This window comes from Jannaschia faecimaris (genome assembly GCF_900107415.1).
GTDB lineage: Bacteria > Pseudomonadota > Alphaproteobacteria > Rhodobacterales > Rhodobacteraceae > Jannaschia > Jannaschia faecimaris.
The window spans coordinates 1-25865 of sequence record NZ_FNPX01000004.1; the positions used below are offsets into that span (position 1 = coordinate 1).

A 25865-nucleotide genomic window follows, 5' to 3' on the forward strand; every position below is an offset into this window, starting at 1 on the left:
TCATCTTGCATCCTTGGCGAAGTACGCGGCGGCCTTTTTTAAGATATCGCGCCCCCCAGTCATCCGCGCCAGCTCGCGCTTGAGCCTCCGGTTCTCAGCCTCGTGGTCCACAGATGATGCCTGTGACGCGGCTTTCGCATACAACTTCATCCATTTGTAGAGCGAGTAAGTGCTGACGCCTAAGCGCTCTGAAACCTCACGAACGGCGTACCCCCGCACTGCAATCTGATGCACCGCATCACGCTTAAAATCTTCACTGAAATTTGGCTTCCCCATAACGGCCTCCCTGCCTCAAAATTAGGGAAGAAAGCGTCTACAATACTGGGGGCTATTCAAGGGGCTATTCAGGGGTTGGTCCTCGACCTGCAGCACATCGTGTGTCACTCGCGTAGCGGCGTCAGCGGGAGAAACCGCGCAGGTAGTTGAAGAACTATCCGGCACGCGGCGAGTACATCGGCCCGGTCTGAAGATACATTTAATGTAATAATGGGGCCGCGCCTTTGACACCGGCCCCTTTTGCCTTGGGTTGGGTGCTAATCCAAACGCCACTTTAACGCGCAGTTGGGCAGGAGATCTGTGCGGTTGTCCTGTCACCAGCGCATGGGACGAGACAATCATCTCCGCAGGATACTGCTCCCCCGTGACAAGTCCACCGTCAGGAGCGTGGCAGATTGCGCGCCTGCGAACATCGAAGGGTAGGGGTTCACCAATATCCAAATGGCCCAGCCTCGCGGCACCCATATCGCCCAATTGTCCTGAGCGGCACGGTCACAATCAGCGCGCCGGCGGGGTTACCTGCGGCTGCCGACCACGCCGCTCAGGGGGGCGGTTCGAGTGCCTGTAGCTCAGACGCTCTCGACCCGTCGCGCCTGACGCCGATAAAGGAATTCCAGAACCTGCTCGCGATAGCGCACGGCCCCTCTAGCGGTCGCCAGTTCCAGCCGGTCGCGGGGGCGATCGATAGCGACCGCCAAGTCATCCCCGATCTGCGCCGCCGGGCCGTTGGTCATCATCAAAATACGGTCTGAAAGAAGGATCGCCTCATCCAGATCATGGGTAACCATGACCGTTGTAGTCGCGGTATCTGCCATGATCCCCATCAGCTCGTCTTGCAGGCTGGCCCGTGTCAGCGCGTCAAGGGCACCAAAAGGTTCGTCCAGCAGCAGCAGCGCGGGCTCCACGGCCAAGGCGCGGGCAATGCCGACTCGCTGCTTCATGCCACCCGAGAGTTCGGCCGGATAGCGCTTTGCAGCATGCGTCAGGTGCACCAGCTCAAGCGCTGCCGCGGTACGGTCGCTCAGCTCACTCTTGGATTCGGTCCTGCTGAAGACTTGTCTGACCCCCAAGAGTACGTTTTCAAAGCAGGTCAGCCACGGCAGAAGGGCATGGCTTTGAAACACCATCGCGCGGTCCGGCCCGGGACCGGTGACCGGGCGGCTGTCGCATATGATCCGCCCGGTTGTTGGCTGCGTCAGCCCTCCGATCAGATCGAGCAATGTGCTCTTTCCGCAGCCGGAGTGCCCAATCAGAGTGGCGAATTCGCCCTTTTCGATTTCGAGCGAAATCCCGTCGAGCGCGACGAAATCCGGCTTGCCCTTGATCGGGAAGCTTTTGGTCAGGTCCTGGATACTCAAATATGCCATTCGTTCACTCCTTGTGCGACCATCGGCGGCCGATCAGGCCCAACAGCGTGTCGAGTGCCAACCCCACGAGGCCGATCAAGACGATGGCGACGATCATGCTGGCGATGTCGAGGTTGTTCCATTCGTTCCAAATGAAATAGCCGATGCCGCTTTGCGTCCCGACCATCTCGGCTGCGACGATGACGAACCATGCGGTTCCAATCGAAATCCGCATCCCAGTCAGGATCATCGGCACGCTGGCCGGGAGGATCACCTGCCTGACATGGCCAAAGGACGACAGCCCGAAGACGCGGCTGACATTAATCCATTCGCGCCTGACCGAAGTCGCACCCACGGCCGTGTTGATCAGCATCGGCCAGACAGCGCAGATGAAGATGATGAAGATCGTTGCCGCAGAAGATGACCGCAAGATGTAGAGCGCCAGAGGCATCCAGGCCAGCGGAGATACTGGCCTGAGAATTTCGATGAACGGATTAACGATGCGGTGAAAGAGGGGCATGACCCCGAGTGCAAACCCGAGGGGCACGGCGACCACGGCAGCGATGACGAAGCCAAGCATGACGCGGCCCAGCGAATAGATCATGTGCCATAAGATGCCGACGTCATTCGGGTTGGACCGGTCAAGCGCCCCGCCGGCCAACTCCACCGCCCGGACCAGTGTGGCACCGGGACCGGGGATGACGCTGGCGGTTGTTGCCTCGGCGCTTTTACCGGCCAACAGGGCGTATTCCCTGTCGACTTCCGACATTTCCTGAACCGGGGCCAGCGTAAGCACGTGCCAAATGGCCACGAACAGAACGGCAAGCAGTATTGTCCCGATCCAGCTGTGATTTTCGAGGAGGTCTTTCATGAAATGCCAGACACCCTCAGAGGTAGTCTTCTGGCTTGCTTGAGTCGAAGGTTTCGCCGCCGATGGTTTCGGTGCCAAAGCCCACTTCAGGGGGCGTGCCACCCATCTCGGCCATGATGTCATGAGCTTGTGTTGCAAGCATCACCTCCTGCGCAAGCGCCTTGAAATCCATGTCTTGGTCGACGTAGTTCCAGCGTTTCAATTGAACCATCATCCAGACCGCCGCCGAGTAGTGCGGGAATGGCTGGTAATCGACACGGCGGGGGTCTTCCTTGATATTGCCCAGCCCGTCAGCATAGCGCCCGCCCACAACCTGTTGGATCACCACTTCGGGCGCGTTCAGGTATTCCGGCCGCGACATGATTGCTGCCATGTCGCCCCGGTTCGCCGGGTCGGATACGTGGAGACTGGAGGCGATGATCGCCCGGTAAATCGCCATAAATGTGTTCGGGTGCGCGTCGATCCAGGATTGCGTGGCCGTGACCGAGCAGCAGGGGTGACCATCCCAGAACTCCCTCGAGATCATGTGGATGAAGCCGGCATCCTCGTAGACTGCGCGCTGTCCGCCGGGCTCGCCGCCAAAGAAGCCGTCGATCGTGCCGACACGCAACATCGAGACGTATTCGGTCGGTGGCACAAGCCGATAACGAATATCGGTGTCCGGGTTCAAACCATGCTTAGCCAGATAAGCGCGCAGTTGCAGGTTCTGGTGGCTGTGTTCGAACGGTACGGCGAAGGTGAAGCCCTTCCAGTTGGCCGGATTGTTGTTGTCGGCGTGCCGCTTTGCCATAACCAGGGAGTTGCCGTTCTGGTTGAGAATGGACAACACCTTGGTCGGTATCGCCTGGCCACCAACGCCAGCGGACATAGTCAGCGCGACGGGCATTACCTGTTGCGAAATGTCGAGTTCACCGTTGATCATCTTGTCGCGGATGACCGGAACGCCGGGCACCTTGTTCAGCGTGACATTGAGTCCTTGCTTGGAATATTCACCCAATTCAGAGCCATAGATCAGTGGTGCCGCGCAAGTGATCGGGAGGAAGCCGAGGTTCAGATCAGTCTTCTCGAGCGGCCCCGGCTCGGCTGCCATGGCTTTGAGGGTATCGACCGGAAGGATCGTTGACAGCGCGCCCAGAACGGTCGCGGCTCCGACGGTGCGCAGAATGGTCCGGCGGGTCATTGGGTCGGGAAAGAGCCCGTGCAGAAGTGCCTGGTCCACGGCATCTGACATGACACTGTCATGGTCGCCTGTTAGGTGGTCGCTGCTGCCGCAAGTAAGACAGCCGCAAGGTGGCTGAAGTGAATTCTTGGTCATTTTTCTCTCCTGTCGGTGTCTCCACCCTCGGCTTGTTTTATTGGATTTCCGAGGTTGTCCCGAAACGCTAGGCTCGAAAGGTCGCACAAACTATCGCGCAAATTCGCAAGGTACTTTGCATGAATGCGCAGCGTTTTTTGACTGCCTGATTATTTTGCAAGAACGATCCGTATGGCGGCAATGTAATCGTTAACATTGCGTCAGGCGTATACTTTCGCCAATGCTCCGGCCAAGGAGATGGCAATGTATAACTGGCACGATCTCACATTTTTTCTGGAATTGGCGCGTCTTGGGCGCCTGACTCCTGCTGCCCGACGTCTTTCGGTGGACTATACGACCGTCAGCCGCCGCATTGCCGAGTTGGAAAAAAGCCTGGGCGTGTCCCTCTTTGAGCGACGCTCTGAGGGGTTCGTGATGACGTCGGACGGGCATCGCCTTTTTGCCATTGCCGAAAAGATGGAAGTTCTCAGTTTCGAAATAACGGAATCTACGCAGGAAGCCACGGTTGAACCCGCCGGAAAGGTGCGTCTTGCGACGATGGAGGGCATCGCTGCCTTTTACCTTTCACGCAAACTGAAGGATTTTCACGACCTGCACCCGAACATTACTGTCGAACTGGTGACGGAAAGATACCTCCTGAACCTTACGAAACGTGAGGCGGATGTCTCGCTCAGCTTCATGCCGCCTGCGGGCCCGCGTCTTACCGTGGACAAGATCGGCCAGTTCGGTCTTGGGCTGTTTGCGTCGCGCGAATATCTGGACCGGCGGGGAGTTCCGCTTAATATCAATGACCTGAACGAGCATGATTTCGTCGACTACGTCTCCGATATGGTCGAGATCGAAAATGTGCACTGGCTTCTGGACGTGCTAGACCCGGAAAACGTCGTCTTTCGGTCAACCAGCATGGCGGCGCAACAGCGGGCCGCCGCGTCCGGATTCGGGATTGCCCTGTTGCCGTTCTTTTCAGCCAAGACTGACCCGGCACTGATCCAGGTGCTGCCGAACAAGGTCCTGGTTAAACGCGATCTATGGCTTTCGGCCCACGAAGACACGGAATATCTGGCCCGGATCAAAGCCCTGCTGCGGTTCCTGCGCGAAGCTCTCTCCCAGGACTCCGACTATTTGAACGAACTGGCCTGAATCGTCGCAAGGTGATTTGCAGGGTTTCAGGGCGGTTACCGTCTGATCGCTGGGGTACGTTGTGGAAACGACAACAGGGAGTATCTCATGGCCGTGCGGATGGACCCGCCCACGACGACGCTGTCGATTCCGATGCAGCCCGCCGATATGCTCGACCAGATAACGCCCGTGTCGCAGATGATTTCCTTGTCGCATCTGGGTGTGCCGCAGATCCAGCGGTCCAATTGGCGGCTGAAGATCGACGGCCTGGTCGAACGCGCTGCGGAATTGACCTTCGATGACATCGCAGCTTATCCGAAGCACCGGATCGTCGCCGCCCATCAATGCGCGGGCAGCCCGTTGAATCCCCAGGTGCCGACCCAGAGGGTCTGCAACATGGTTTGGAGCGGGGCGCGCCTTGCTGACATCCTGGCAGATTGTGGACCATGTCTGGACGCCCGGTTCGTCTGGGCCACCGGGGCCGATCACGGAAGCTTTGCGGGTGTCGACGTCGAGAACTTTCAAAAGGATCTGCCGATAAGTCGGGTCGAAGAGGATGTTCTTCTGGCATACGAGTTGAACGACGCTCCATTGCCGGATTTCGCGGGCTTTCCCGTCCGACTGTTCGTGCCGGGCTATTACGGAACGAACAGCGTGAAATGGCTGACGCATCTGCACCTTGCAACGGATCGCGCCGACGGCCCGTTCACGTCGAGATGGTACAACGACCCGATGCCGGACGGTCCGGCCCGACCGGTCTGGGCCATTGCGCCGGCCTCGTGCATTGTCACCTCGTCCGGTCAAAAACCGTCCGGGCCGCAGGAAGTCTGGGGATGGGCCTGGGGCGACCGGGGAATCGACCGGGTCGAGGTCTCAACTGACGGCGGCACATCATGGCACACAGCCGTGCTCGAACCAGCCGAGGATCGCGGCTGGCAACGATTCAGCCTTGAGTGGTCACCCAGCAAAGGCGCTGCGCTTCTGATGTCTCGGGCCTATTCCAGGACCGGTGACGTTCAACCGGCCAGCGGAGCACGCAATGCCATTTTTTCCGTCGCCGTTACCGTAACCTGATGGCAATGCGGAATTCTCGCAAAGGCGCGTGCAGGTTTCCCAAATTCTGGCGGTCAGGCTTGCGCGTTACAAGCGTCCGATCCGAAACAGAAGAGGGCCTGACCCAGTGACCGCAATCGCAAATTCACCTCTTCCCAACCTGAAGGTCGCCGCCTGTCACGTCGCCCCGGTCTTTCTCGACACCGAAGCGACGGTTGCCAAAGCTGTTGACCTTATCGGTGAGGCCGCGCGGAACGGGGCCGAGGTCATCGTCTTTCCTGAATCCTACATTCCGGCCTTCCCCGTATGGGTGGCGCTGCAATCGCCCATCCAGTCGCACGATCTGTTCCGGGCATTTGCGCGGGCTTCGATCCGGATTGACGGCCCGGAGATCGCTCAGCTTCGCGAAGCGGCGCTCCAGCATGACGTTTATGTATCGGTTGGGTTCTCGGAGAGCACGGACGTCAGTCTGGGATGCCTATGGAATTCCAACGCGCTCATCGGGCCGGATGGTTCGCTGATCAACCATCACCGCAAGCTGGTCCCAACCTACTACGAAAAGCTCGTTTGGGCGAGCGGGGACGCGGCGGGACTTCAGGTAAGCGAAACGCGGGCGGGTCGCATCGGAATGCTGATCTGCGGGGAGAACACAAACCCGCTCGCGCGTTATGCCCTCATGGCGCAGGGGGAACAGTTGCACCTGTCGACGTATCCCCCGATCTGGCCGACCCGTCCATCAAGCGAAGCCGGAGGGTATGATCTCAAGTCAGCGATCCGGATCCGCGCGGGTGCTCATGCGTTCGAGGCCAAGGTATTCAATGTGGTCGCTAGCGGTTTCGTTGACGCCTCCCTCCGCAAGGTCGTGGAAACGCTTGGTCCGGAGGCGCTTGAGACTTTCGACACCTGCGCACGCGGAGTCAGTATGGTGGTCGGGCCGACCGGCGAACAGATCGGAGGCGAGATGCAGGAGGATGAAGGCATCCTCTATTGCGACATCAGCCTCGCGGATTGTATCGAGCCGAAGCAGTTCCACGATGTCGTAGGTTATTACAACCGTTTCGACATTTTCCGTCTGGAGGTCGATCGCACACGGCGGCCCCCGGCGGAGTTCGTCGGCGGCTCGGCAAAGCAAGGGTAGCTTTGCAATTGTCGGAAATAGCTTGCGACCCATCGTTCAGCCCGGCGGCATGATGGCAAGAAAACGTTCGTAAGATTGGCCGCCAATTCGCGCGACGGCTGTCGGCCGCGTCGGACGGGCTGCATTTCGACTACCTTGCCCGGACAACGTCGCCGGTCGGCGGTGGGGGCAGCGTGTTACGGACTGTCCCTTCCTCCCGTTTAGACTGGATTGAGGTCAACGCAGGCTGAATACTGCCAGCCCCACGACCAGCAGCATCGACGCCGCCATCGCGATGTTGATGCCCCGCTGGACCGCGCCGCTCAGGTTCAGGCTGCGCAGCCAGATGCCCAGACCCAGCCAACCGAAATGAATCGGCAGCCAGATGCTGTTCATGATGAGGAGTTTAATGCCAGCTTCCACCAATGGCGTGTCGGGCAGAAACGTAAACCCCGCGAACAGCGCCGTATTTACCGCGTAGGCCTTGGGGTTGATCGCCTGCAATGCCAGGCCATCGCGGACACCTGGTTCGCGCGTCGCGGGGATAATGGCGATTGTCGTGCCGGCTGTGGCGATCCTGTAGGCTAGATACAGCAAATATCCGGTCGAGCCGAGGAACAGGGCGACCCGCAGGGGGGGCCACGCCAGAAGGATGGCCGCCACGCCCGATATCACGCCAAAGGCCACGATATTGGTCCCGATGAACAGGCCCATCATGTAACGCGTGCCCGCCCGTGGCCCGAAGGCGGACCCCACGCCCGCCGTCGACAGGACACCCGGCCCCGGCGTGATGATCAGGAAAAAGACTGCGGCGGCAAAAGTTAGCATTTCATAAATCCCGTTGGACGCGTTCGCGCCACCAGATGACCAGCCCTGCAGCGGCGATGACAGCGGCTCCGAGCAGCGTCATCATATCGGGGACCGTGCCAAATACGACAAAGCCGCTGATCGCAAGGTAGATCAGGAACGAATAACTGAACGGCATCAGGACGCTCGCCTCGGCATAGCCGTGCGCCTGGCTGAAGAAGTGATGGCCACCCCATGCAAAGCAGCCGATTGCCAGCAATAGTCCCCAGTCCAGTGCCGTGGTCGGGCTGTCCCAGACCCAGAACGCGACGGGGGCAAGGACCACGCTGCCGACCAGCCCGGCGTACAACTGCATCGTTCGGGGGGCTGCGACGCCGGCCATCTTGCGTGTCATGATCGAGAAAAGCGCGAGGGCCGTCGCCGCCGTCAGGCTGAACAGGACAGCCCAGTGAAATTCCGCCGACCAGGGCCGGACGACGATCAACACGCCCAGGAACCCAAGCACGATCGCACCCCACCGCCAGGGGCCGACACGTTCTCCCAGCAAGGGCACCGAAAGGGCAGACACCAGGATCGGGGAGGAAAACATGATCGCCGCCGAGACGGTCAGGTCCAGGTATCGCAGCGCGATGAAGTTCGTCGTCGTCGACACCAGTAGCAATGTCCCGCGCCCCAGCATCGCCAGCGCCTGTGCGCGTGGGGCTGTCCATCCCGAATGGTCGGCCGATGTGATCATCGGTCCCGTGGACAGGGCCAGGTGTACGCTGAAGCGCATGAAGGCCATTTGCATCGCCGGGATGCCTGCCAACGACAGCCATTTGACCGACGTGTCCGTACAAGCGAATAGCCCATAAGCCAACAACATCAGCGCGATGCCGCGTCCGGGGTTGTCCTCCCGGGCGCGGGCAAGGTGGCTGACGGGGGCGGGTGTTGGCATCTAGCCTTTGAACCGGTCGACGTAGAAATCGACCATCTGGCTGACCATGTCGTCGCCGCGCCCCTCTTCGATGGCTTTTGTCATCGCCTCCTGCGCGCATTTCGACATAATCGTCTCTGCAGACAGGTTCTCGGCCATTCTCCCGTAATACCCGACATCCTTGGCCGCGTTGCGGATCGAGAACGCCAGCTTGCTTGCGTCGCCCTCGATCCCGTAGGCTGCCACGAAATCCATCATGCCTGAATGTAGCGGGCCTGCCGCCATTACTTCGTGGAGTTGTCGGCGATCGATTCCCGCGCAATCTGCCATGGCCAAGGCTTCTGCCATGGCATTGGCGACCGTCATGCCGAAGAAATTGTTGATCAGCTTGATCGTATGTCCGCTGCCCAAGGCCCCCAGGTGAAAGACGTTCTCGCCCAAGTCGTCCAGAACGGGGCGGACCTTGTCGAAGGCCACCTTGTTCCCCGAACACATGATGTTCAACTTGCCCTCGCGCCCGTGGCTGGGCGTGCGCCCAAGGGGGGCGTCCAGATAGATGCCACCTGCCGCCGCAACCTCGTCGCCAAGTGTCTTGGTTGACTCGGGCAGCGAGGTGCCGAAATCGATAACGACCTTACCCTCCGAAAGTCCGGCGATCACGCCGTCAGGCCCACGCATCCGGCCCTCGACATGATCGGATGTGCCCATGCAGAGCATCGCTATTTCACTCGCGGCAGCAACGTCACGGGCGGTCGCCACTTCGGTCGCGCCGCGCGCCAGCGCCGCGTCGACCCCGGTGCGGTCGCGGTTGCCGAGCACGGTCAGCGTATGTCCCTTGTCCAGCAGCCGCTGCACCATCGCAGAGCCCATGAGGCCCAATCCGATAAATCCGATGTTCGCCATCTCTTATCCTTTCGCCGTTTCGAAGGACCGCGCATGCAGACCTTTCTGGATTTCGTAGATCGTCTTGCCGATGGGCGGGGCGGGCAGGGGAACACGTACCGGCACGTCCGCCAGCCGCGGTTGCCGGGGCTGACCGCAGAGCAGTCTGCTGTCGTAATCGGCCAGATCGGTGAACTTGGTCATCGATCCCATGATCGGCCAGGCATCGGCCGCCATCATTTCGTAGAATAGGATGCGGCGCGATTTGCTGGAGGTGTTTAGGGCGGAGCCGTGCACGATACGCCCGTGGTGGATGCTGATCGACCCTGCCGGGCCCATCAGCGGGACCGCGTCCTTCATGTCGTACCCATCCCGCGCGAGGTCCATAGCGCCGACGAAGTATCCATCGGCGTGATGATCATGGATCGCGCCGCGATGGCTGCCGGGAAAGACCATCAGCGGGCCGTTCTCGGGGCCCATGTCGTCAAGGATAACTCCGATCGCCAGCACCGCGTCATTCGTGTGCGGGTAGAAGGCGAAATCCTGATGCCATTCGACGGCCGCCCCGTAGCCCGCCTCCTTCATGTTCAGCTTGGTGGTGTGCAACCGCAGGTCCGGCCCAATCAGGTCGCGCGCAGGGGCGAGGATCGTATCCGACAGCATCATGTCGCGGAACACGGCACTGTGGGTATGCGGCAGCTTGATGCGCCGCACGCGGGGGGCTTCGGGTTGGTGGCTGTCTTCCAGATCCAACTCATCGGTTCCCTCCGTCAGCCCGCGGGCCTTGGCTGTGTAGCGGTCGATCTCATCGTGGAGGGTAGCCAGCTGTTCGGCCGACAGACGTCGCTCCAGCAACAGGTAGCCATCCCGGTCATAGGTTTTCTTCTGGGTATGTGTCAGGAACTCCATTCCGTCACCTCGGTCTGAGTTCATTCAGTTTCGGCAAGGTCGTGGCGGGGTCGGGTGCAATGCCGGTGTAGGCTTCGAAACTCTGCATCGCCATAAAGCGGAACAGGTCGAAACCGGTCAACACCGCCAGCCCCGCACCCGAGGCACTGGTCAGGAAGGGCGTGTCTGTCGGCGTGTAGACCGCGTCGAACGCCCAGGCCTGCCGGTCCAGCAATGCCGCATCGAAGGCCGTGCCGCCATAGGGGTCCATGCCCGCCGGCGTGCAATTGGCCAATCCTTCGGCGTCGAGGATCGCGTCCGCCGCATCCGCGATGTCGATCGCCGTCGCGCCCGTTCGGGCGGCAAGATCACGGGCCCTTTCGGCGTCCCGGTCCCACACATGCACGGGCCCGGCACCCATCGCGATCAACGCGGGCACGACCGCCCGGGCGACCCCGCCTGCACCGGCTACGGCGACGGCCCCCGGCGGGCGATCGAGGACATTCGAAAACGCTGACAGAAACCCCGTGTAATCGGTGTTGAACCCCGCAAGTGGCGAAAAGATCAGCGTGTTCGACGCGCCAAGTGTCTCCGTCCCCGGCACCATTGCATCGCCCGCCCAATCGGCAGCGTAGGTTTTCCACGGATGGGTCACGGTCACCCCCGTCCAGCCATCGTGGCGGAGCAGGTCGACCTGTGCGTCGAAGTCGAATGCGTCCTGCCCCTTGGTGTCGATGGGCGTGAATGTGAATTCGATGTCGTGATCGCCGCACATGATAGACAGCGCGCGCGACAGTCGCGAATTTCCGATGTTGTCGCCGATAAGGCCGCAGATAAGTGTCTTCATCCGGACAACGCAGGGGTCTGCCCCGGTGCCCCCCGCAAAACGCAAGTGCAAGGAAAGACGGTCATCCGATCCCCGTCGTCGCTTCGATTTTCAGGACGACCTCAAGCGTCCCACGCGCGCTGACTGCGTCCACGATCGGGGCGGCGTGGCCCGCGATGACGTCTGCGAAATGTTCCAACTGGCGGATCAGGGGAACGGCGTCTTCGACGACCGTATCGTTTGGTCTCGGCTCCTCGTTCCAGTTGGCCGCACCCGACCAGACGCGGAGGCTGGGGAACTCGACACCGCCCGCCGTGCCAGCGATGCGCAGGCTATCCTGCGAAGTCTGCGGGATGTTCGGGTTCTCGCCCGTGCCCGCCTCGAACCCCCAAGGGGTCGGCGTTGTGTCGGCGTAGGTCAGGGTCGCAGTCACCCCGCCCTCGAAGCGCAGGACCGCCCCTCCGCTTTCAGGCCGTGCGGCCCCGCGAATGGCGTTGGAGGCGAGACCCACGACCTGCGTCACGTCGCCGAACAGCCAGCGGAGCGTGTCGATGTCATGGATCAGGTTCTGCTTGATGGGAGAGCCGTCCATTCCTGCGCGCCAGTCCAGATCAAAATATTCGTCCGGTTTGCGCATCAGCCACAGCAAGGACGCGGCAACCGGCGTCCCGATCCGACCGGATGTCACCACCTGGTGCAGCTTGGCCACGCGCGGATGATGGCGGCGGTGATGGCCGACGAGGATTTTCACGCCCGCTTCGTCCGCCGCGGCAATCATGGCATCGGCGTTTGCCAGGGTGTCTGCCACGGGCTTCTCCACCAGCACATGCCAGCCGCGTTTGGCGGCGGCGATGGTCAACGGCGCGTGGCTGGGGGTGGGGGTGGCGATCAGAACGCCGTCAACGGGCACGTCGACTTCGTCAAAAGACGAGAAGCCGCGTGCTGTGGGATGCGCGCGCCGGGCTGGATCGGGGTCGACGATGCCCGCAAGTGTCAGGTCTGGGTGCGCATCGATATGGGCCAGATGCCGTTCGCCTATCAGACCCGTACCGGCGAGGAGTATGCGGGTCACGGGAAACGCCTCACATCACCGCCCCGATCTGCCAAGGTACGAACTCGTAGTCGCCAAGGCCTTGTGCCTCGGACTTCGTGACCTCGCCCGATGCCACACGCAAGAACATCTCGTAAATTTCCCGTCCCTTGGACTCTACGCTGCTGCGCCCGTCCAGGATGTCGCCCGCGTTCACGTCCATGTCTTCCGGCATCCGGTCGAACAGGGTCTGGTTCGTGGCCACCTTGATCGTGGGGGCCGGTTTCGATCCGAAGGCCGAGCCGCGTCCGGTGGTGAAGCACACGATATGACAGCCGCCCGCGATCTGGCCCGTGACGGACGCGGGGTCGTAGCCGGGGCTGTCCATGAAGGTGAATCCCGCCGCCCGGACCTGCTCGGCGTATTTGTAGACGCCCATAAGCGGCGTGGTGCCGCCCTTGGCCGCCGCCCCGAGTGATTTTTCCAGGATGGTGGTCAAGCCACCCTTCTTGTTGCCGGGCGAAGGATTGTTGTCCATCGAGCCACGGTTGCGCTCCGTGTAATCCTTCCACCACTCGATCAGCCCGATCAGGCGGTCGCCGGTGGCACGGTCATGCGCGCGGCGGGTCAGCAGGTGCTCGGCACCGTAGATTTCGGGCGTTTCGGCCAGAACGCCCGTCCCGCCCTGCGCCACCAGAAGATCGCAGGCGTGGCCCAGTGCCGGGTTCGCGGTGATGCCCGACCAGGCATCGGAACCGCCGCATTGCAGGGCGACCTTCAATTCGGATGCGGGGCAGGGCGTGCGGGTCGCCTTGTCGGCGATGGGTAGCATGGCGCGAACCTTTTCGATGCCCAATTCAACGGTGCGACGGAGGCCGGCGACATTCTGGATGTTCATCGTTTGGAAGGTCGGGCCCTGTTTCACGCCCCAGGCTTCCAGCAGCCAGTCGATCTGGTTCATCTCGCACCCCAGGCCCACCATGAGGACGCCGGCGTGGTTGGGATGCTTGGCATAGCCCCACATGACGCGCTGCAACGCCTCGAAACCGTCTCCAGAGTCCGCCATGCCGCAGCCGGTGCCGTGCACGAAGGCGCAAACCCCATCGACGTTGGGATAGGCGGCCAGATCCTCGGGGCCAAAGGCATCGGCGATGCGGCGGGCGGCGGTGGCGGAGCAGTTCACCGAGGTGACGATGGCGATGTAGTTGCGCGTGCCGACCGTTCCGTTGTCCCGGCGGTACCCCATGAAGGTATCGCCTGTCGCGGGGGGCACGGGGTGCAGGTCGGTGCCGAATTCGTAATCCACATCCGTCGCCGCAAAGTCGCAATTCTGGGTGTGCACGTGGTCGCCGGGTGCGATGTCCACGCTCGCGTAGCCGATGATCTGGCCGTACTTGCGGATCGGCTCCCCGGTAGGGATCGCGCGCGTCGCGATCTTGTGACCGGACGGAATCAACGTCGCGGTCGCGACGTCCTCGACCGTCGCACCTGCTTCCAGGGCACGGGTTGCGGTCACGACATTGTCGAGCTGGCTAAGTCTGATGGTCAGGTTCATGGTCTCATGCGCAATGCGGGCTGTCAGATGTCCAGCGGTGGATCGGAATGTGGTCACGGGCGGCGCAGGCCAGACGTGCCTCGCCCCAAAGCCTGCGCCAGTGTCGCCAGTCGTGCAACTCGGATGCAGGGTGCGCCCTGCTGCGGGCAACGAAGGCGGGGAAATGGGCGCGGCCCGTCGGCTGGCCCGTCACTTGGTAGCGCAAGTCGAAAGACCAGCGGAACCCGTCGGAGAGATTGTCGAGCGAGGCATGCGGTACCATCGGATGCAGCAGAACAACTCCCCCGCGCCGCACGGGCAGCGCGCGGGCGCGTGCCGGGTCCAGATGTGCCTTCGGAATCGCCGTCTGCGACAGCGGGCAGTGGGGCAGCATGGACTGTGCACCGCCGTCGTCGTCCGCGAAGGGTTGCACGATCAGACATCCGTTCTCCTCGGTCGCGTCGGTCATCGCCACCCAGACGGTGATCATATCCGTGGCATCCGCCTCGGCATGGGCGACCCCGCGGTCCTGATGCCACAAGGTGCCGCCGACATGGGCGCGGGCCTCACCGGGGACCAGGTCGCGTGCCGGCGGTTTGATGCGCAGGTGCTGGATCGGCGTCGATGTGACCTCGGGGCCAAGGAGAGCTTCGGCGATGTCCAAAAGCGCGGGGGAGGTCAGCAATTCGAAGACCGCCGGACCGGCGTGGAACGGTGTATCCGCCGCGATTTCGTCACCGGGCAGGGAGATGTCCATCGGTTGAAACCAATCGTGCCCAGCCAAATGCATGGCGTGCAGCGTCGGGAAGAACCCCTTCCAGGGCAGGCCCCATCTTGCCGACAGACCGCGCAATACATCGGCGTACTCGGTCTCAATCAGGTTCAGCAAGTCCGTAGACAGAACGTCCTCCACCACCAGGTATCCCTGGCGGTGAAATGTCTGAACCCGATCAGGGGTAAGCGTCATGCCGCCCCCGTCAATCCAGAAGGATTTCAATGATTGGCGGATAAATCAGCAGGACCGACAGCGCACAGAGCTGAATGCAGATGAATGGCAGGAAGCCCTTGAAGATATCCGTCAGGGAGATGTGAGGTGGTGCCACGGATTTCAGGTAGAAGGCCGCCGGGCCGAACGGTGGAGATAGGAAACTGACCTGCATGTTCATACAGAACAGGACCCCGAACCAGACGGCCAGGTACCTGGGCTGCAACTCGCCCAGCAGGCCAATCTCCTCGATAGGCAGGCGCTGCACGATGGGCAAGAAGACCGGAATGATCAGCAGGACGATCCCGACCCAGTCCATGAATGCCCCCATGAACAGCAGGATCAGCATCATCACCAACAGGATGCCCATCGTGGGCAGGTCCGCGCTGACAATCATGTTGGCGACGTAGGTCGGCCCTCCAGCGATGGTGTAGGCCCCCGCAAGGGTCGCGGCCCCGATGGTCACCCAAATGATCGTCCCGGTGGATTTCAAGGTGCGCATCAGGCTGTCCCAGACCAGCTCAACGCTAGCCTCGCCCCGGAAAACCGAGATCAGGAACACCGCGATCACGCCCATGGCCGCCGCTTCGGTAATGCCCGAGATTCCGCCGTAGATGGAGCCCATGACCACACCGATGACAACGATAGGTGCAACCAGACCCTTACCCATGTTCCAGCCCCGCGCGCCGCGTTCCTTGCCGAAGACAAGGAAAATAAGCGCAAGGCAGGCCGCCAGGACGACGCCGGTCCAGATTACGTGATGGGGCTGACCCATTGTGATCGGCTCAACATTCTCGATTACCGCGTTTTGGCCGGTGATGGTGAAAAACGTCGCGCGCAGGAACAGCGCCGTGGCAAACCCCGCACCCAAGATGGCAAGGAACGCGCCGAAAAGCATCGTCTTCTCGGCACCCTTGGGATCGTTGGGGTCGTCGGGTGGCAGGGGGGCCAGGCTGGGGTTCAATTGCGTGCGTACCACGATATAGATGATAATGAACGAAGCCAGCATGAAGCCCGGCACGAAGGCCGCGGTGAACAGGGCCTTGATCGAGGTTTCGGTGATCAGGCCGAAAATGATCAGCACGATGGATGGCGGGATCATCGTACCCAGAGAGCCGGACGCACAGATCGTGCCGATTGCCATGTTCTGATCGTAGCCGAGGCGCAGCATCTGCGGCAGCGCGATAAGGCCCAGAAGGACGACCTCGCCACCGATGATGCCTGACATCGCCGCCATGATCACAGCCATGATCGACGTCACGATGGCGATTCCGCCGCGGGTCCGGCTGAGCCATACGTTAAGGGACGAGTACATATCCTTGGCGATGCCCGAGCGTTCTAGCAGCGAAGCCATAAAGATGAACAGCGGAATTGAGATCAGAACGTAATCCGTCAGCAGCCCAAAGATCTTCTGCGCCAGAATGCCGAGCGGCCCGGTCCCGAAGCGACCGGTCAGCAGCCCCTCCCCGAACTCCCAGGGAGCGGTCAGCAATTGCGGCTCGAACTTCATGACCAGGACAAGCACGGCAAGGACGGCCGAGGCGAATCCCAGCGGCATCCCGATTGCAAGCAGCAGCATCAGTCCGATCAAAAGGACCAGTGAAATCGTTCCGACATCCATGTCGTGCCCTCCCCCAGGGTGCCCGTCTCGGGCTTTAGTCGTTGGAGCCTACGGCGCGGCGCAGCCGCTCCAGCTCATCTTGGTCAATATCGTCGGCTGCCGTGTGAATAACCGGTTCCAGGTTCCAGTCCCGGAACAGGTTTGCCACGGCCTGCACCGCAACAAGAACAATCACCAAAAGGATCATCGGCTTGATTGTCGCGGGAAGCGGCGGGTTGAAGGCGGTGCCATACAACTCCCAACGCAGGAACTTGGCCACCGCTTCGCCATAGCCTCCGTACACAAGGAAGAACGCGAAGGTCACGATAAGCGCGGTCGAGATCACGTCACAGGTTCGCTGAATCCCGCGCGGCATCAGATCGTAAAGCAGGTAGATGCGGATGTGACTGCGCTGCTGCATAGCATAGAGGCCGGACAGAAGGAACGTGAATCCTGCCAGCCAGAGCGTTACCTCGTTGGCCCAGAGTGTCGGTTTCTCGAAGGCGTAACGCAGGAGGACTTCGTAGAGCATCACGCAAACCATCAACGCAATGATCGTCATGACGACGCGACCCAGGAAGCATGACACACGGTCGAACAGGCCCCAGTCCTGCCACTCCATCGGTGCACGTTTCACCGTTTTGATGCCGACGACCAGCAGAACGAAGGAGGCCAATGCCATCAGCCAGTCTATCGGGCCGAGCAGCGGCCATTCGCGCGCCAAACGGTCCAACTCGGGCCCGGGTTCGCGCAGCAGGATCAGAAATCCGGGAAAGTGCCAGGTCGTCCAAGCCATCGTTACCACGAATAGGAGCGGTACAATGACCTCGATCGCGTCGGGCTTGTAGACCATCGGACCGGCATCGGCGGCGGTTTCGACCGGGGTTGCGGGGCGTATCTCGGTCATGGTGACCTCATCGTGGGACTGCGCTGAAAATCATCCCGCCGGCCGATCGAATGAATCGCGGGGCGGGGTAGGTTGGCGCGGCCCGCCCCGGAATCGGGATGGACCGCGCCGAAAGGCTCAGATTATTCCTGAACCAGACCCAGTTGACGCAGATACGTCAGGTGCGATTCCACCAAGGCCTCGGCCTCAGGGGTGGTCGCGAATTCGGGCCAGGTGGCCTGAGCGGCGTTGCGGAATTCCTGCAGGTCTTCCGGTGACCACTCCGAGAGGGTGACCCCATCAGCGCGCAGTTGTGCTGCGGCTTCGGCGTTCTTCTTCTCGAACGTCAGCGCGGTTTGCAGGGCCAGGCTCTCCATCGCGATCGACATGATGCGGCGGTGATGCTCGGGCATACCGTCCCAAACGGACTTGTTGCACGCCAAGTGGTCCGACGGCATCGAGTGGAAGCCGGGGAAGTTGGCGAACTTGGCAATGTCGTAAAGACCCAGACCCACGTTGTTCGACAGGCCCGAGGCGTCTGCGCCGTCGATGATGCCGGTTTCCAGCGCGGTGAAGATTTCGGTGAAGTCCATCACGATGGGCGTGGCACCCAACTTCTCGAAGATCTTCGTTTCCATGCCCGGAGGCGAACGGAACTTCCAGTTCTGCAAGTCGCTGATCTGTGCGATCGGCTTCGTCGATGCAAAGCTCTCCTGACCGTAAACCCACCAACCGACAAGCTGCATGTCGTACTGGTTGTAGAGTTCCTGAGCGGCGGCAAGGCCGTCACCGTAGTACAGCCACGAAAGCTGCTGATAGGGGGTCGAGTAACCGCCCATGATGTCGCCGACGAACTGGAACGCGGGGTTCTTGCCCGTCTGGTAGGCCCCGCCGGTCATGTCGCAATCGAGAATGCCGGTCGCGGCCGCGTCGAATGTCTCGGTCGGCTTCACGACGGAGGCCGAGTAGAACATCTCGATCGCGATTTCGCCGTTCGACATTGTCTGAACGTTGTCGACATAGGCGGCCGCGAGACGACCCGACTCGGTCTCGGGGGCGTAGTGCGTCTGAATGCGCAGGCTGGTCGTGGCGTGTCCATCTGCCAGTGCCGCGGCACCTGTCAGAGCGGTTGTGGCGGCGGCAAGCGCAGCCAGGGTAAACGTCTTCATTCTTTCCTCCCTAAAAAATCGTAACTTGCGGCCCGGATCCGAAATGAATCTCCCTTCGAGCCGCGTGCTTCCGGAGCCTAACGGGGATTCGGCATAGCGCAACACAGAAAATGAAAATCGGTAGACAACCTGACATTTTCCAGAATATCAAAATTTCAGGAGGTAGATTGATGCGGGATAGTCGGATCGGAACGCCCGATATCTATGCAGATTTGCAGCATCGACTGCTGACGGGGGGATTCGCGCCCGGCGCGAAATTGATGCCGTCTTCGCTGCATGCGGAATATGGATGCTCGGCGAATACGGTCCGTGACGTTCTGCTTCAGCTCTCCAAGGTCGGTCTGGTCGAATTCGAGATCCAACGGGGATTTCGCGCCCGGAACGTCAGCGTTCAGAAACGAGCCGAGATTGCCCGGTTCCGCGTCTTGCTTGAACAGGAGGGGGCGGTCGCCTCCATGCGGAACGGCGGGTTGGAGTGGGAAGCAGCGCTGGCCGCCGCCCATCATCGATTGATGCATATCGAACAGCAGTTCGCCAAGGTGCGCGACGACATTCCGTTCGTCGGGATCTGGTCGGATGCGGAACTGTCGTTCCACCGGACCCTGCTGTCCGAGTGCCGACTGCCCCCGCTGCTAGAGACCTTCGACAGCGTCTACATGCAGTTCCGGCAACAGATGGTCGGCCTGGAGAAAAACTGCGTGCCCAGCTATTTTCACCGCATCGTTCAGGAACATCAGGCCATTGTTGACGCCGCTACGGCCAACGACGAGGCGGCGATGCGCCAGGCCATTTATGACCATCAGGCGCGCCACACCGAATTGGTGCCTCAATGAAGTCCGTTCAGTGCTTTGAGCTGCAGGAACAGCGCCGAATGATCCAGGTCGGCCCCGTCCATCTGGTCGCGCAGGATCTTGAAGCGGTCATTGATCGCGGTAACCGTCGGCAGCGTCAGGCCCAAGTCGTCGGCCTCGGCCAAGGTGTTGTCGAGGTCCTTGATCTGGAACTTGGTCAACCCGCCGGGAATGAAGTTTCCTTCCGTCATGCGCGCGCCGTGCTGTTGCAGGATGGTGCTGTCGGCAAAGCCACCCTTCAGGGCGTCGCGCACCGCCGCCGGGTCCGCCCCGCCCCGCTCCAGCAGCAGCATCGCTTCGGCGACAGCCCCGATTGTGCAGGCCACAATCGCCTGATTGGCCAGTTTAGACAACTGCCCCGCACCGACCGGTCCGACGTGAACCGGACGACCCAGGTCCGACAGCACGGGCTTGACCTTGGCAAAGGTTTCCGCGTCGCCGCCCGCCATGATAGCCAGCGTCGCGCCCTCCGCCCCTTTGGTGCCGCCGGACACCGGCGCATCGATGTATCCGATACCATGTTCGGCGAAGCGCGCGGCATGGGCGCGGGATTCCTCGGGCTTGATCGACCCCATCTCGACCCAGATCGCGCCGGGGGCAAAGGCGTCCATCGCGTCTTGCTGCACGTGCCCGGAGGCTGTGCCATCGGAGAGCATGGAGATCACGATCTGCGATCCGGCCACGGCCTCGGACGGCGTGTCGCACACCGTGGCTCCATCGGCAGACAACGGCGCTGCCTTCTCGCGCGAGCGGTTCCAGACTTTCAGGTCATGCCCTGCTCTCAGCAGGTTGCGCGACATCGGTGCGCCCATCAGGCCGGTTCCGAGAAGGGTAAGCTTGGTCATGGGGTATCCTTTGTTTGCGCTCACAGTAGAAACTCAATAGCCCGGTATACAAGCGGGCATCCTCGCAGTCGGAGTTCACGATGACAGATCGCCTCAAGGGTAAACGCGCCCTCATAACCGCCGCCGGACAGGGTATTGGGCGCGCAACCGCCGAGATGTTCATTGCCGAAGGGGCGGAGGTTTTCGCCAGTGACGTGAACACCGACCTGTTGGCCGGGCTCGATTGCGAGACGCTGATGATCGACGCGCGCAATGATGCCAGTGTTAATGCCGGGGTCCAGAAGGCGCAGCCGGATGTCCTGTTCAACTGCGCCGGGTTCGTTCATCACGGCACCGTTCAGGACGCCACCGATGCCGACTGGGAATTCGGTTTCGACCTGAACGTCAAATCCATGTTCCGCACCATTCGCGCGGCCCTGCCGATCATGCTTGCCAACGGGGGCGGGTCGATCATCAACATGTCGTCGGCCTGTTCCTCGGTCATCGGTGCGCCCAACCGGTTCATCTACGGCACGACGAAGGCGGCCGTGATCGGCCTGACCAAGTCGGTCGCGGTCGATTACATCAAGCAGGGGATCCGGTGTAACGCGATTTGCCCCGGCACGGTCGAGAGCCCGTCGTGGCACGACCGTGTCAAAGCCCTGGGCGAGCAATTGGGATCGGCGGACAAGGCGATGGAGCAGTTCGTGTCCCGTCAGCCGATGGGCCGGGTGGCATCCGCCGCCGAGATCGCGGCGTTGGTCACCTATCTGGCGTCGGACGAAAGCGGCTTCACGACCGGGCATCCCCATATCATTGATGGCGGCTGGTCCGGGCAGTAATCAATACCTTACGAGGCAAAATTCATGTCAAAGCTCCGCTCCCGCCTGTGGTTCAATAACCCCGACAATCGCGAGATGACCGCCCTCTATCTGGAGCGGTATCTGAACTATGGCCTGACGCGAGAGGAATTGCAGGGCGACAAGCCAATCATTGCCATCGCCCAAACCGGCAGCGATCTGAGCCCCTGTAATCGGCACCATCTCGAACTGGCGAAACGTGTGCGCGATGGCATTATCGAAGCGGGGGGCGTGCCGCTTGAAGTGCCGGTCCATCCCATTCAGGAAACGGGCAAGCGGCCCACCGCGTCGCTGGACCGCAACCTGGCCTACCTCTCGCTCTCGGAAACGCTGAACGGCTATCCGCTGGATGGCGTCGTCCTGATGATCGGCTGCGACAAGACCACGCCGGCCCTGCTGATGGCTGCGGCGACGGTCAACATCCCGGCAATCGCACTGTCCGTCGGCCCGATGCTGAACGGTTGGTTCAAGGGGGAACGGACCGGCTCCGGCACCATCGTCTGGAAGGCGCGGGAGATGCACGCGGCGGGCGAGATCGACGACGCGGGGTTCATGGAAATCGTCGCCTCCTCCACGCCCTCGGTCGGGTATTGCAACACGATGGGCACGGCGACCACGATGAACTCTCTGGCCGAGGCGCTGGGCATGCAACTACCTGGAAGTGCGGCGATTCCGGCCCCTTATCGGCAGCGGGGCCATATCAGCTACCAGACCGGACAGCGGATCGTGGGTATGGTGCATGAGGACCTGAAGCCTTCCGACATCATGACACGCGAAGCGTTCGAGAACGCAATCGTGGTTAACTCCGCCATCGGTGGTTCGACCAACGCGCCGATCCACCTGAACGCCATCGCCCGGCACATGGGTGTGCCGCTGAACAACGATGATTGGCAGGCATTGGGCCACGATGTGCCGTTGCTGACAAACCTGCAACCGGCGGGCAAATACCTGGGCGAGGATTATTACCACGCGGGCGGTGTACCAGCGGTCACCGGCCAGTTGATCGCGGCGGGGATGTTGCCGCATCCCGGCGCGCTGACTGTCAACGGCAAGACCATGGGTGAGAACTGCGATGGGCTGGCCACTCAGCTGCCCGATGTCATCAAACCCATCGATCAGCCCATGGTGAAGGCCGCGGGTTTCCTGAATCTGAAAGGCAACCTGTTCGAGTCTGCGATCATGAAGACGAGCGTGATCTCCGATGCGTTCCGCAAGCGCTATCTTTCCGATCCAAACGACCCAGAGGCCTTCGAAGGGCGCGCTGTGGTCTTTGATGGACCGGAAGATTATCACATGAAGATCGACGATGAGAACCTTGATATTGATGACAATTGCATCCTCATCATGCGCGGTGCAGGTCCCATCGGCTATCCCGGTGCGGCAGAAGTCGTAAACATGCGGCCGCCGGCCTATCTGCTCAAAAAGGGCATACAGGCACTGCCCTGTATCGGTGACGGACGGCAGTCGGGCACCTCTGGCAGCCCTTCGATCCTGAATGCCTCGCCCGAGGCGGCGGCCGGCGGGGGCCTCGCGTTGGTGGCCACAGGCGACCGGGTGCGGATCGATCTGCGCCGCGGTACCGCCGACATGCTGGTGGATGCGGACGAGTTGGAAAGACGCCGCGCCGCCCTGCCGGACCGGCCCTTCACCCCCGACAGCGAAACGCCTTGGCAGGAGATTTTCCGAGAGCGGGTCGGGCCGCTGTCCGAGGGGATGATCCTGCGCGGGGCGGATGCCTACCGCGGTACAGCGCAAAAGGGTGTCTCGCGCGACAACCACTGAACCGATACAAAGACCAAGAGAATTCAGGGAGATAAGAGATGAAACTTTGCCGCTTTGGAGAACCCGGTGCCGAAAAGCCGGGCATGATCGACCACAACGGCGATCTGCGCGACCTGTCGGAAGAGATCGAGGATATCGCGCATGAGGCCCTGACGGACCTGTCGCTGGAGATCCTGTCCAAGGTCGACCCCATGAAACTGCCGAAGGTCGAACAACCCGTGCGCTTTGGGCCCTGCGTGTCGGGCATCGGCAAGTTCTTGTGCATCGGGTTGAACTACTCCGATCATGCCGCCGAAACCGGGGCCGACATCCCCGAACACCCTATCTTGTTCCACAAGGCCACCAGCGCCGTCGTCGGCCCGAATGACGACGTGGTGATGCCCCGCGGCTCGACCCACACCGACTGGGAGGTCGAATTGGGTGTCGTCATCGGCAAGGCCTGCAAGTACGTCGATGAGGCGGATGCGCTGGATTACGTTGCCGGTTACTGCGTGATCAACGACGTGTCCGAGCGTCACTTCCAGACCCAGCTTACCGGCCAGTGGACCAAGGGCAAATCCTGCGACACCTTTGGGCCGACTGGCCCATGGCTTGTTACCCGCGACGAGGTGGGAGACCCGCAAAACCTGGGCATGTATTGCGACGTGAATGGCAAGCGGATGCAGACGGGCAATACCTCGACGATGATCTTCACCGTGGCGCAATGCATCAGCCACCTGAGCCAGTTGATGACCCTGCATCCGGGCGACGTGATCTCGACCGGCACGCCTCCGGGCGTGGGCATGGGGATGAAGCCCGAACCTATCTATTTGAAGGTCGGCGACGTGATGGAACTGGGGATCGACAAGCTCGGCAGTCAGCGACAGGAGGTGCGTGAGGATGCCTAAGGTCAAACTTCTTCAGATCGGGGCCATAACCGACCGCATGCGCGACGCACTCTCGGACGATTTCGACATCGATATACTGTTCGACCGTGACGATCGGGCCGGGTTTCTTGCCGCGCATGGGGCCGATTATCCGACGATCCTGACGAATGGGCACTGGGGTGTGCCCGATGACGTTGCTGCCGCGACGCCGAACCTGAAGGTCGTGTCGTCTTACGGCGTGGGCTACGATGCCATCGACGCTGACGCCTTTGCCGCGCGCGGGATCAAGGTGGCGCACACGCCCGACGTCCTGAACGACGAGGTGGCGGATACCTTCGTGATGCTCTGGCTTGCGGTATCCCGGCAGTTGATCCCGTCTGACCGTCACGCCCGCAGCGGCAAGTGGGAGACCGAGGGGAATTTCCCCCTGACCCGCTCGGTCCAGAACCGACGGGTCGGCATTCTGGGTCTGGGCCGGATCGGTCAGACGATTGCCGACCGATGCGAGGCCTTCGGCGCGGAGATCCATTACCACTCCCGCTCACCCAAGGATGTCGACTATATCTACCACGACAGTGCCAAGTCCTGCGCCGCAGCGGTGGAGGTGCTGGTGGCGATCACGCCGGGCGGGCCGTCCACGAAGCACATGGTGAACGCGGATGTCCTGGAGGAGCTCGGCCCAGACGGGTTCTTCATCAATGTGGCCCGCGGGTCGGTCTGCGACGAGGCGGCTTTGATCAAGGCGTTGCAGGATGGCAAGATCGCCGGCGCGGGCCTGGATGTTTTCGAAGAGGAACCAAAGATCCCGGACGCGCTCAAGGCAATGGACAACGTTGTCCTGACTCCGCACGTTGCCTCGGGAACGCACGAGACGCGGCAGGCGATGGGTGACCTTGTGGTCACGAACCTGATGCAATGGCTGAAGGACGGGTCTGTGCAGACGCCCGTTCCCGAATGCAAGCACCTCTGATCACCTCCGTCGCGGCACGTTTGTTCGACGTGCCGCTTGACGAAGTGCTGGTGGACGCCAAGCACGGCGACCACACGCATTTCCAGCTTGTGACCTGCACGATCACCACGTCGGACGGATTGTCCGGCACGGGCTATACCTACACCGGCGGCAAGGGGGGCACGGCGATCGTGGCGATGATCCGCGACGATCTTGTCCCCATGTTGATGGAGCAGGCGGCGGACCCGGACCTGCTTTACGATGCGATGCAATGGCACGTGCATTACGTGGCGCGCGGCGGCATCGCTTCGTTCGCCATATCCGCCGTGGATATTGCGCTTTGGGACATTCGCGGTAAATTGCGCGGCCATAGCCTGGTGCTGATGGCCGGCGGCGCGTCTGACAGGTGCGGGGCCTATGCCGGGGGGATCGACCTTGGCTTTGAGCTGCCCAAACTTCTGATGTCGATAGAAGGCTATCTTGAGCGCGGATTCGACGGCGTGAAGATCAAGGTCGGGCGTCCCGATGATCAGGCCCGCGCCGCCGCCGTTCGCAAGGTGATCGGCGACGACCGCGCCTTTATGGTCGATGCGAACTATTCCCTGACCGAGGCGCAGGCGATCGAGGCGGCCAAGGGTTTCATGGATCAGGACATCCTCTGGTTCGAGGAGCCGATTATCCCAGACTACTACGCCGGCTATGGGCGCATCCACGACGCGACGGGCTGCCCGCTGGCCATGGGAGAGAACCTGCATACCGAGTATGAGTTTGGCTATGCCTTGGCCCAATCCAAGCTGAGCTACCTGCAACCTGACGCCAGCAACTGCGGCGGTATCACCGGCTGGCTGCGCGTGGCGGCGATGTGCCGGGCGGCGGGCCTGCCGGTCTGTTCGCACGGGATGCAGGAATTGCACGTCTCGTTGGTGGCAGCCCAGGAAAATCCCGGCTTGATCGAGGTGCACAGTTTTCCCATCGACCGCTACACCACGCGGCCGCTTGTGTTGGAAAACGCGCAGGCCGTCGCGCCGTCGGATCCCGGCACGGGCGTTGTCTTCGATTGGGGCAGACTGGCACCGTTCGAGCGCGCCTGACGCCGTTCCATGGGATAGTCGT

At 61.5% G+C, this 25865-nt stretch carries 24 protein-coding genes and 1 pseudogene; 9 read left to right on the forward strand and 16 right to left on the reverse strand.

Translation table 11 applies throughout. From position 1 onward, the window contains the following. The 4 genes and pseudogenes from BLV27_RS05865 to BLV27_RS05880 all read right to left on the reverse strand — a co-directional run. Positions 1–276: pseudogene (locus BLV27_RS05865) on the reverse strand (transposase); the annotation flags it as partial. Between the two features lie 569 nt (positions 277–845). Further along, the gene (locus tag BLV27_RS05870; RefSeq protein ID WP_092643868.1) at positions 846–1643 is read right to left on the reverse strand and encodes an ABC transporter ATP-binding protein; all 798 of its coding nucleotides are present in this window, start codon (positions 1641–1643) and stop codon (positions 846–848) included. Positions 1644–1647: 4 nt separating this feature from the next. Further along, positions 1648–2493 (reverse strand): ABC transporter permease, encoded by an 846-nt coding sequence (locus BLV27_RS05875; protein ID WP_092643869.1) that lies wholly within the window; start codon positions 2491–2493, stop codon positions 1648–1650. A gap of 16 nt (positions 2494–2509) precedes the next feature. Further along, entirely contained in the window at positions 2510–3583 is a 1074-nt protein-coding gene (locus BLV27_RS05880; RefSeq protein ID WP_211605484.1) for a CmpA/NrtA family ABC transporter substrate-binding protein, read from the reverse strand. A 468-nt stretch (positions 3584–4051) separates the two neighbouring features. On the opposite strand from BLV27_RS05880, the gene BLV27_RS05885 reads away from it, so the two are divergent. From BLV27_RS05885 to BLV27_RS05895, 3 genes are all read left to right on the forward strand, one after another. Beyond that, on the forward strand, positions 4052–4948 hold the full coding sequence (locus BLV27_RS05885; RefSeq protein ID WP_092643871.1) for a LysR family transcriptional regulator: 897 nt from the start codon (positions 4052–4054) through the stop codon (positions 4946–4948). Between the two features lie 87 nt (positions 4949–5035). Further along, the gene (locus BLV27_RS05890) at positions 5036–6001 is read left to right on the forward strand and encodes a molybdopterin-dependent oxidoreductase (RefSeq protein WP_092643872.1); all 966 of its coding nucleotides are present in this window, start codon (positions 5036–5038) and stop codon (positions 5999–6001) included. Between the two features lie 106 nt (positions 6002–6107). Then, complete coding sequence (locus BLV27_RS05895; RefSeq protein WP_211605485.1) at positions 6108–7118, forward strand: carbon-nitrogen hydrolase family protein; 1011 nt, start codon at positions 6108–6110, stop codon at positions 7116–7118. Between the two features lie 216 nt (positions 7119–7334). Here the strand turns inward: BLV27_RS05895 and BLV27_RS05900 are convergent, their stop codons facing one another. The 11 genes from BLV27_RS05900 to BLV27_RS05950 all read right to left on the reverse strand — a co-directional run bounded on the left by BLV27_RS05900 (position 7335) and on the right by BLV27_RS05950 (position 18620). Next, positions 7335–7925, reverse strand: a complete 591-nt coding sequence (locus tag BLV27_RS05900) for a LysE family translocator (RefSeq protein ID WP_092643873.1) — start codon at positions 7923–7925, stop codon at positions 7335–7337. A 1-nt stretch (position 7926) separates the two neighbouring features. Next, positions 7927–8841 carry a DMT family transporter gene (locus BLV27_RS05905; RefSeq protein WP_092643874.1) on the reverse strand — a complete coding sequence of 305 codons (915 nt, stop codon included), beginning with the start codon at positions 8839–8841 and terminating at the stop codon, positions 7927–7929. Next, positions 8842–9723: an NAD(P)-dependent oxidoreductase gene (locus BLV27_RS05910; protein WP_092643876.1), complete on the reverse strand. Its 882-nt coding sequence runs from the start codon at positions 9721–9723 to the stop codon at positions 8842–8844. A 3-nt stretch (positions 9724–9726) separates the two neighbouring features. Then, entirely contained in the window at positions 9727–10635 is a 909-nt protein-coding gene (locus BLV27_RS05915; RefSeq protein ID WP_244504563.1) for a phytanoyl-CoA dioxygenase family protein, read from the reverse strand. Continuing rightward, on the reverse strand, positions 10616–11437 hold the full coding sequence (locus BLV27_RS05920) for a shikimate dehydrogenase family protein (protein WP_092643881.1): 822 nt from the start codon (positions 11435–11437) through the stop codon (positions 10616–10618). Before BLV27_RS05920 ends, BLV27_RS05915 begins: the two co-directional genes overlap by 20 nt. Positions 11438–11498: 61 nt before the next feature. Next, positions 11499–12488: a Gfo/Idh/MocA family protein gene (locus BLV27_RS05925; RefSeq protein WP_092643883.1), complete on the reverse strand. Its 990-nt coding sequence runs from the start codon at positions 12486–12488 to the stop codon at positions 11499–11501. A gap of 10 nt (positions 12489–12498) precedes the next feature. Next, positions 12499–14001, reverse strand: a complete 1503-nt coding sequence (locus tag BLV27_RS05930; RefSeq protein ID WP_092643885.1) for a UxaA family hydrolase — start codon at positions 13999–14001, stop codon at positions 12499–12501. A gap of 4 nt (positions 14002–14005) precedes the next feature. Beyond that, entirely contained in the window at positions 14006–14947 is a 942-nt protein-coding gene (locus BLV27_RS05935) for a phytanoyl-CoA dioxygenase family protein (protein WP_092643887.1), read from the reverse strand. Positions 14948–14957: 10 nt separating this feature from the next. Beyond that, entirely contained in the window at positions 14958–16586 is a 1629-nt protein-coding gene (locus tag BLV27_RS05940) for a TRAP transporter large permease (protein WP_092643889.1), read from the reverse strand. 34 nt (positions 16587–16620) lie between these two features. Further along, positions 16621–17472 (reverse strand): TRAP transporter small permease subunit, encoded by an 852-nt coding sequence (locus tag BLV27_RS05945; protein ID WP_244504564.1) that lies wholly within the window; start codon positions 17470–17472, stop codon positions 16621–16623. Positions 17473–17594: 122 nt separating this feature from the next. Continuing rightward, entirely contained in the window at positions 17595–18620 is a 1026-nt protein-coding gene (locus BLV27_RS05950) for a TRAP transporter substrate-binding protein (protein WP_092643891.1), read from the reverse strand. A 170-nt stretch (positions 18621–18790) separates the two neighbouring features. Between BLV27_RS05950 and BLV27_RS05955 the strand changes: the two genes are divergently transcribed. After that, complete coding sequence (locus BLV27_RS05955) at positions 18791–19453, forward strand: GntR family transcriptional regulator (protein ID WP_170831364.1); 663 nt, start codon at positions 18791–18793, stop codon at positions 19451–19453. Here BLV27_RS05955 and BLV27_RS05960 read toward each other — a convergent pair. Continuing rightward, entirely contained in the window at positions 19447–20316 is an 870-nt protein-coding gene (locus BLV27_RS05960) for an NAD(P)-dependent oxidoreductase (protein WP_092643895.1), read from the reverse strand. The two genes, BLV27_RS05955 and BLV27_RS05960, sit on opposite strands and share 7 nt — an antisense overlap. Positions 20317–20396: 80 nt before the next feature. Between BLV27_RS05960 and BLV27_RS05965 the strand changes: the two genes are divergently transcribed. Genes BLV27_RS05965 through BLV27_RS05985 form a run of 5 tightly spaced genes read left to right on the forward strand, consistent with a single transcriptional unit; the run spans position 20397 to position 25843 of the window. Beyond that, complete coding sequence (locus BLV27_RS05965; RefSeq protein WP_092643897.1) at positions 20397–21137, forward strand: SDR family oxidoreductase; 741 nt, start codon at positions 20397–20399, stop codon at positions 21135–21137. Between the two features lie 24 nt (positions 21138–21161). Next, positions 21162–22937, forward strand: coding sequence for an IlvD/Edd family dehydratase (locus BLV27_RS05970; RefSeq protein WP_092643899.1), 1776 nt, complete (start codon positions 21162–21164; stop codon positions 22935–22937). Between the two features lie 38 nt (positions 22938–22975). After that, complete coding sequence (locus tag BLV27_RS05975; RefSeq protein ID WP_092643901.1) at positions 22976–23824, forward strand: fumarylacetoacetate hydrolase family protein; 849 nt, start codon at positions 22976–22978, stop codon at positions 23822–23824. Next, the gene (locus BLV27_RS05980) at positions 23817–24773 is read left to right on the forward strand and encodes a 2-hydroxyacid dehydrogenase (protein ID WP_092643903.1); all 957 of its coding nucleotides are present in this window, start codon (positions 23817–23819) and stop codon (positions 24771–24773) included. Before BLV27_RS05975 ends, BLV27_RS05980 begins: the two co-directional genes overlap by 8 nt. Then, the gene (locus BLV27_RS05985) at positions 24758–25843 is read left to right on the forward strand and encodes a mandelate racemase/muconate lactonizing enzyme family protein (protein WP_092643905.1); all 1086 of its coding nucleotides are present in this window, start codon (positions 24758–24760) and stop codon (positions 25841–25843) included. The genes BLV27_RS05980 and BLV27_RS05985 overlap by 16 nt, the downstream gene beginning before the upstream one ends. Positions 25844–25865 lie beyond the last annotated feature (22 nt).

What these genes read in the sequence shown, in the direction of transcription:
- BLV27_RS05870 (WP_092643868.1), bottom strand. Translation starts at nt 1,643, where the DNA reads ATGGCATATTTGAGTATCCAGGACCTGACCAAAAGCTTCCCGATCAAG.
- BLV27_RS05875 (WP_092643869.1), bottom strand. Translation starts at nt 2,493, where the DNA reads ATGAAAGACCTCCTCGAAAATCACAGCTGGATCGGGACAATACTGCTT.
- BLV27_RS05880 (WP_211605484.1), bottom strand. Translation starts at nt 3,583, where the DNA reads ATGGCAGCCGAGCCGGGGCCGCTCGAGAAGACTGATCTGAACCTCGGC.
- BLV27_RS05885 (WP_092643871.1), top strand. Translation starts at nt 4,052, where the DNA reads ATGTATAACTGGCACGATCTCACATTTTTTCTGGAATTGGCGCGTCTT.
- BLV27_RS05890 (WP_092643872.1), top strand. Translation starts at nt 5,036, where the DNA reads ATGGCCGTGCGGATGGACCCGCCCACGACGACGCTGTCGATTCCGATG.
- BLV27_RS05900 (WP_092643873.1), bottom strand. Translation starts at nt 7,925, where the DNA reads ATGCTAACTTTTGCCGCCGCAGTCTTTTTCCTGATCATCACGCCGGGG.
- BLV27_RS05905 (WP_092643874.1), bottom strand. Translation starts at nt 8,841, where the DNA reads ATGCCAACACCCGCCCCCGTCAGCCACCTTGCCCGCGCCCGGGAGGAC.
- BLV27_RS05910 (WP_092643876.1), bottom strand. Translation starts at nt 9,723, where the DNA reads ATGGCGAACATCGGATTTATCGGATTGGGCCTCATGGGCTCTGCGATG.
- BLV27_RS05915 (WP_244504563.1), bottom strand. Translation starts at nt 10,635, where the DNA reads ATGAACTCAGACCGAGGTGACGGAATGGAGTTCCTGACACATACCCAG.
- BLV27_RS05920 (WP_092643881.1), bottom strand. Translation starts at nt 11,437, where the DNA reads ATGAAGACACTTATCTGCGGCCTTATCGGCGACAACATCGGAAATTCG.
- BLV27_RS05930 (WP_092643885.1), bottom strand. Translation starts at nt 14,001, where the DNA reads ATGAACCTGACCATCAGACTTAGCCAGCTCGACAATGTCGTGACCGCA.
- BLV27_RS05935 (WP_092643887.1), bottom strand. Translation starts at nt 14,947, where the DNA reads ATGACGCTTACCCCTGATCGGGTTCAGACATTTCACCGCCAGGGATAC.
- BLV27_RS05940 (WP_092643889.1), bottom strand. Translation starts at nt 16,586, where the DNA reads ATGGATGTCGGAACGATTTCACTGGTCCTTTTGATCGGACTGATGCTG.
- BLV27_RS05945 (WP_244504564.1), bottom strand. Translation starts at nt 17,472, where the DNA reads ATGACCGAGATACGCCCCGCAACCCCGGTCGAAACCGCCGCCGATGCC.
- BLV27_RS05950 (WP_092643891.1), bottom strand. Translation starts at nt 18,620, where the DNA reads ATGAAGACGTTTACCCTGGCTGCGCTTGCCGCCGCCACAACCGCTCTG.
- BLV27_RS05955 (WP_170831364.1), top strand. Translation starts at nt 18,791, where the DNA reads ATGCGGGATAGTCGGATCGGAACGCCCGATATCTATGCAGATTTGCAG.
- BLV27_RS05960 (WP_092643895.1), bottom strand. Translation starts at nt 20,316, where the DNA reads ATGACCAAGCTTACCCTTCTCGGAACCGGCCTGATGGGCGCACCGATG.
- BLV27_RS05965 (WP_092643897.1), top strand. Translation starts at nt 20,397, where the DNA reads ATGACAGATCGCCTCAAGGGTAAACGCGCCCTCATAACCGCCGCCGGA.
- BLV27_RS05970 (WP_092643899.1), top strand. Translation starts at nt 21,162, where the DNA reads ATGTCAAAGCTCCGCTCCCGCCTGTGGTTCAATAACCCCGACAATCGC.
- BLV27_RS05975 (WP_092643901.1), top strand. Translation starts at nt 22,976, where the DNA reads ATGAAACTTTGCCGCTTTGGAGAACCCGGTGCCGAAAAGCCGGGCATG.
- BLV27_RS05980 (WP_092643903.1), top strand. Translation starts at nt 23,817, where the DNA reads ATGCCTAAGGTCAAACTTCTTCAGATCGGGGCCATAACCGACCGCATG.
- BLV27_RS05985 (WP_092643905.1), top strand. Translation starts at nt 24,758, where the DNA reads ATGCAAGCACCTCTGATCACCTCCGTCGCGGCACGTTTGTTCGACGTG.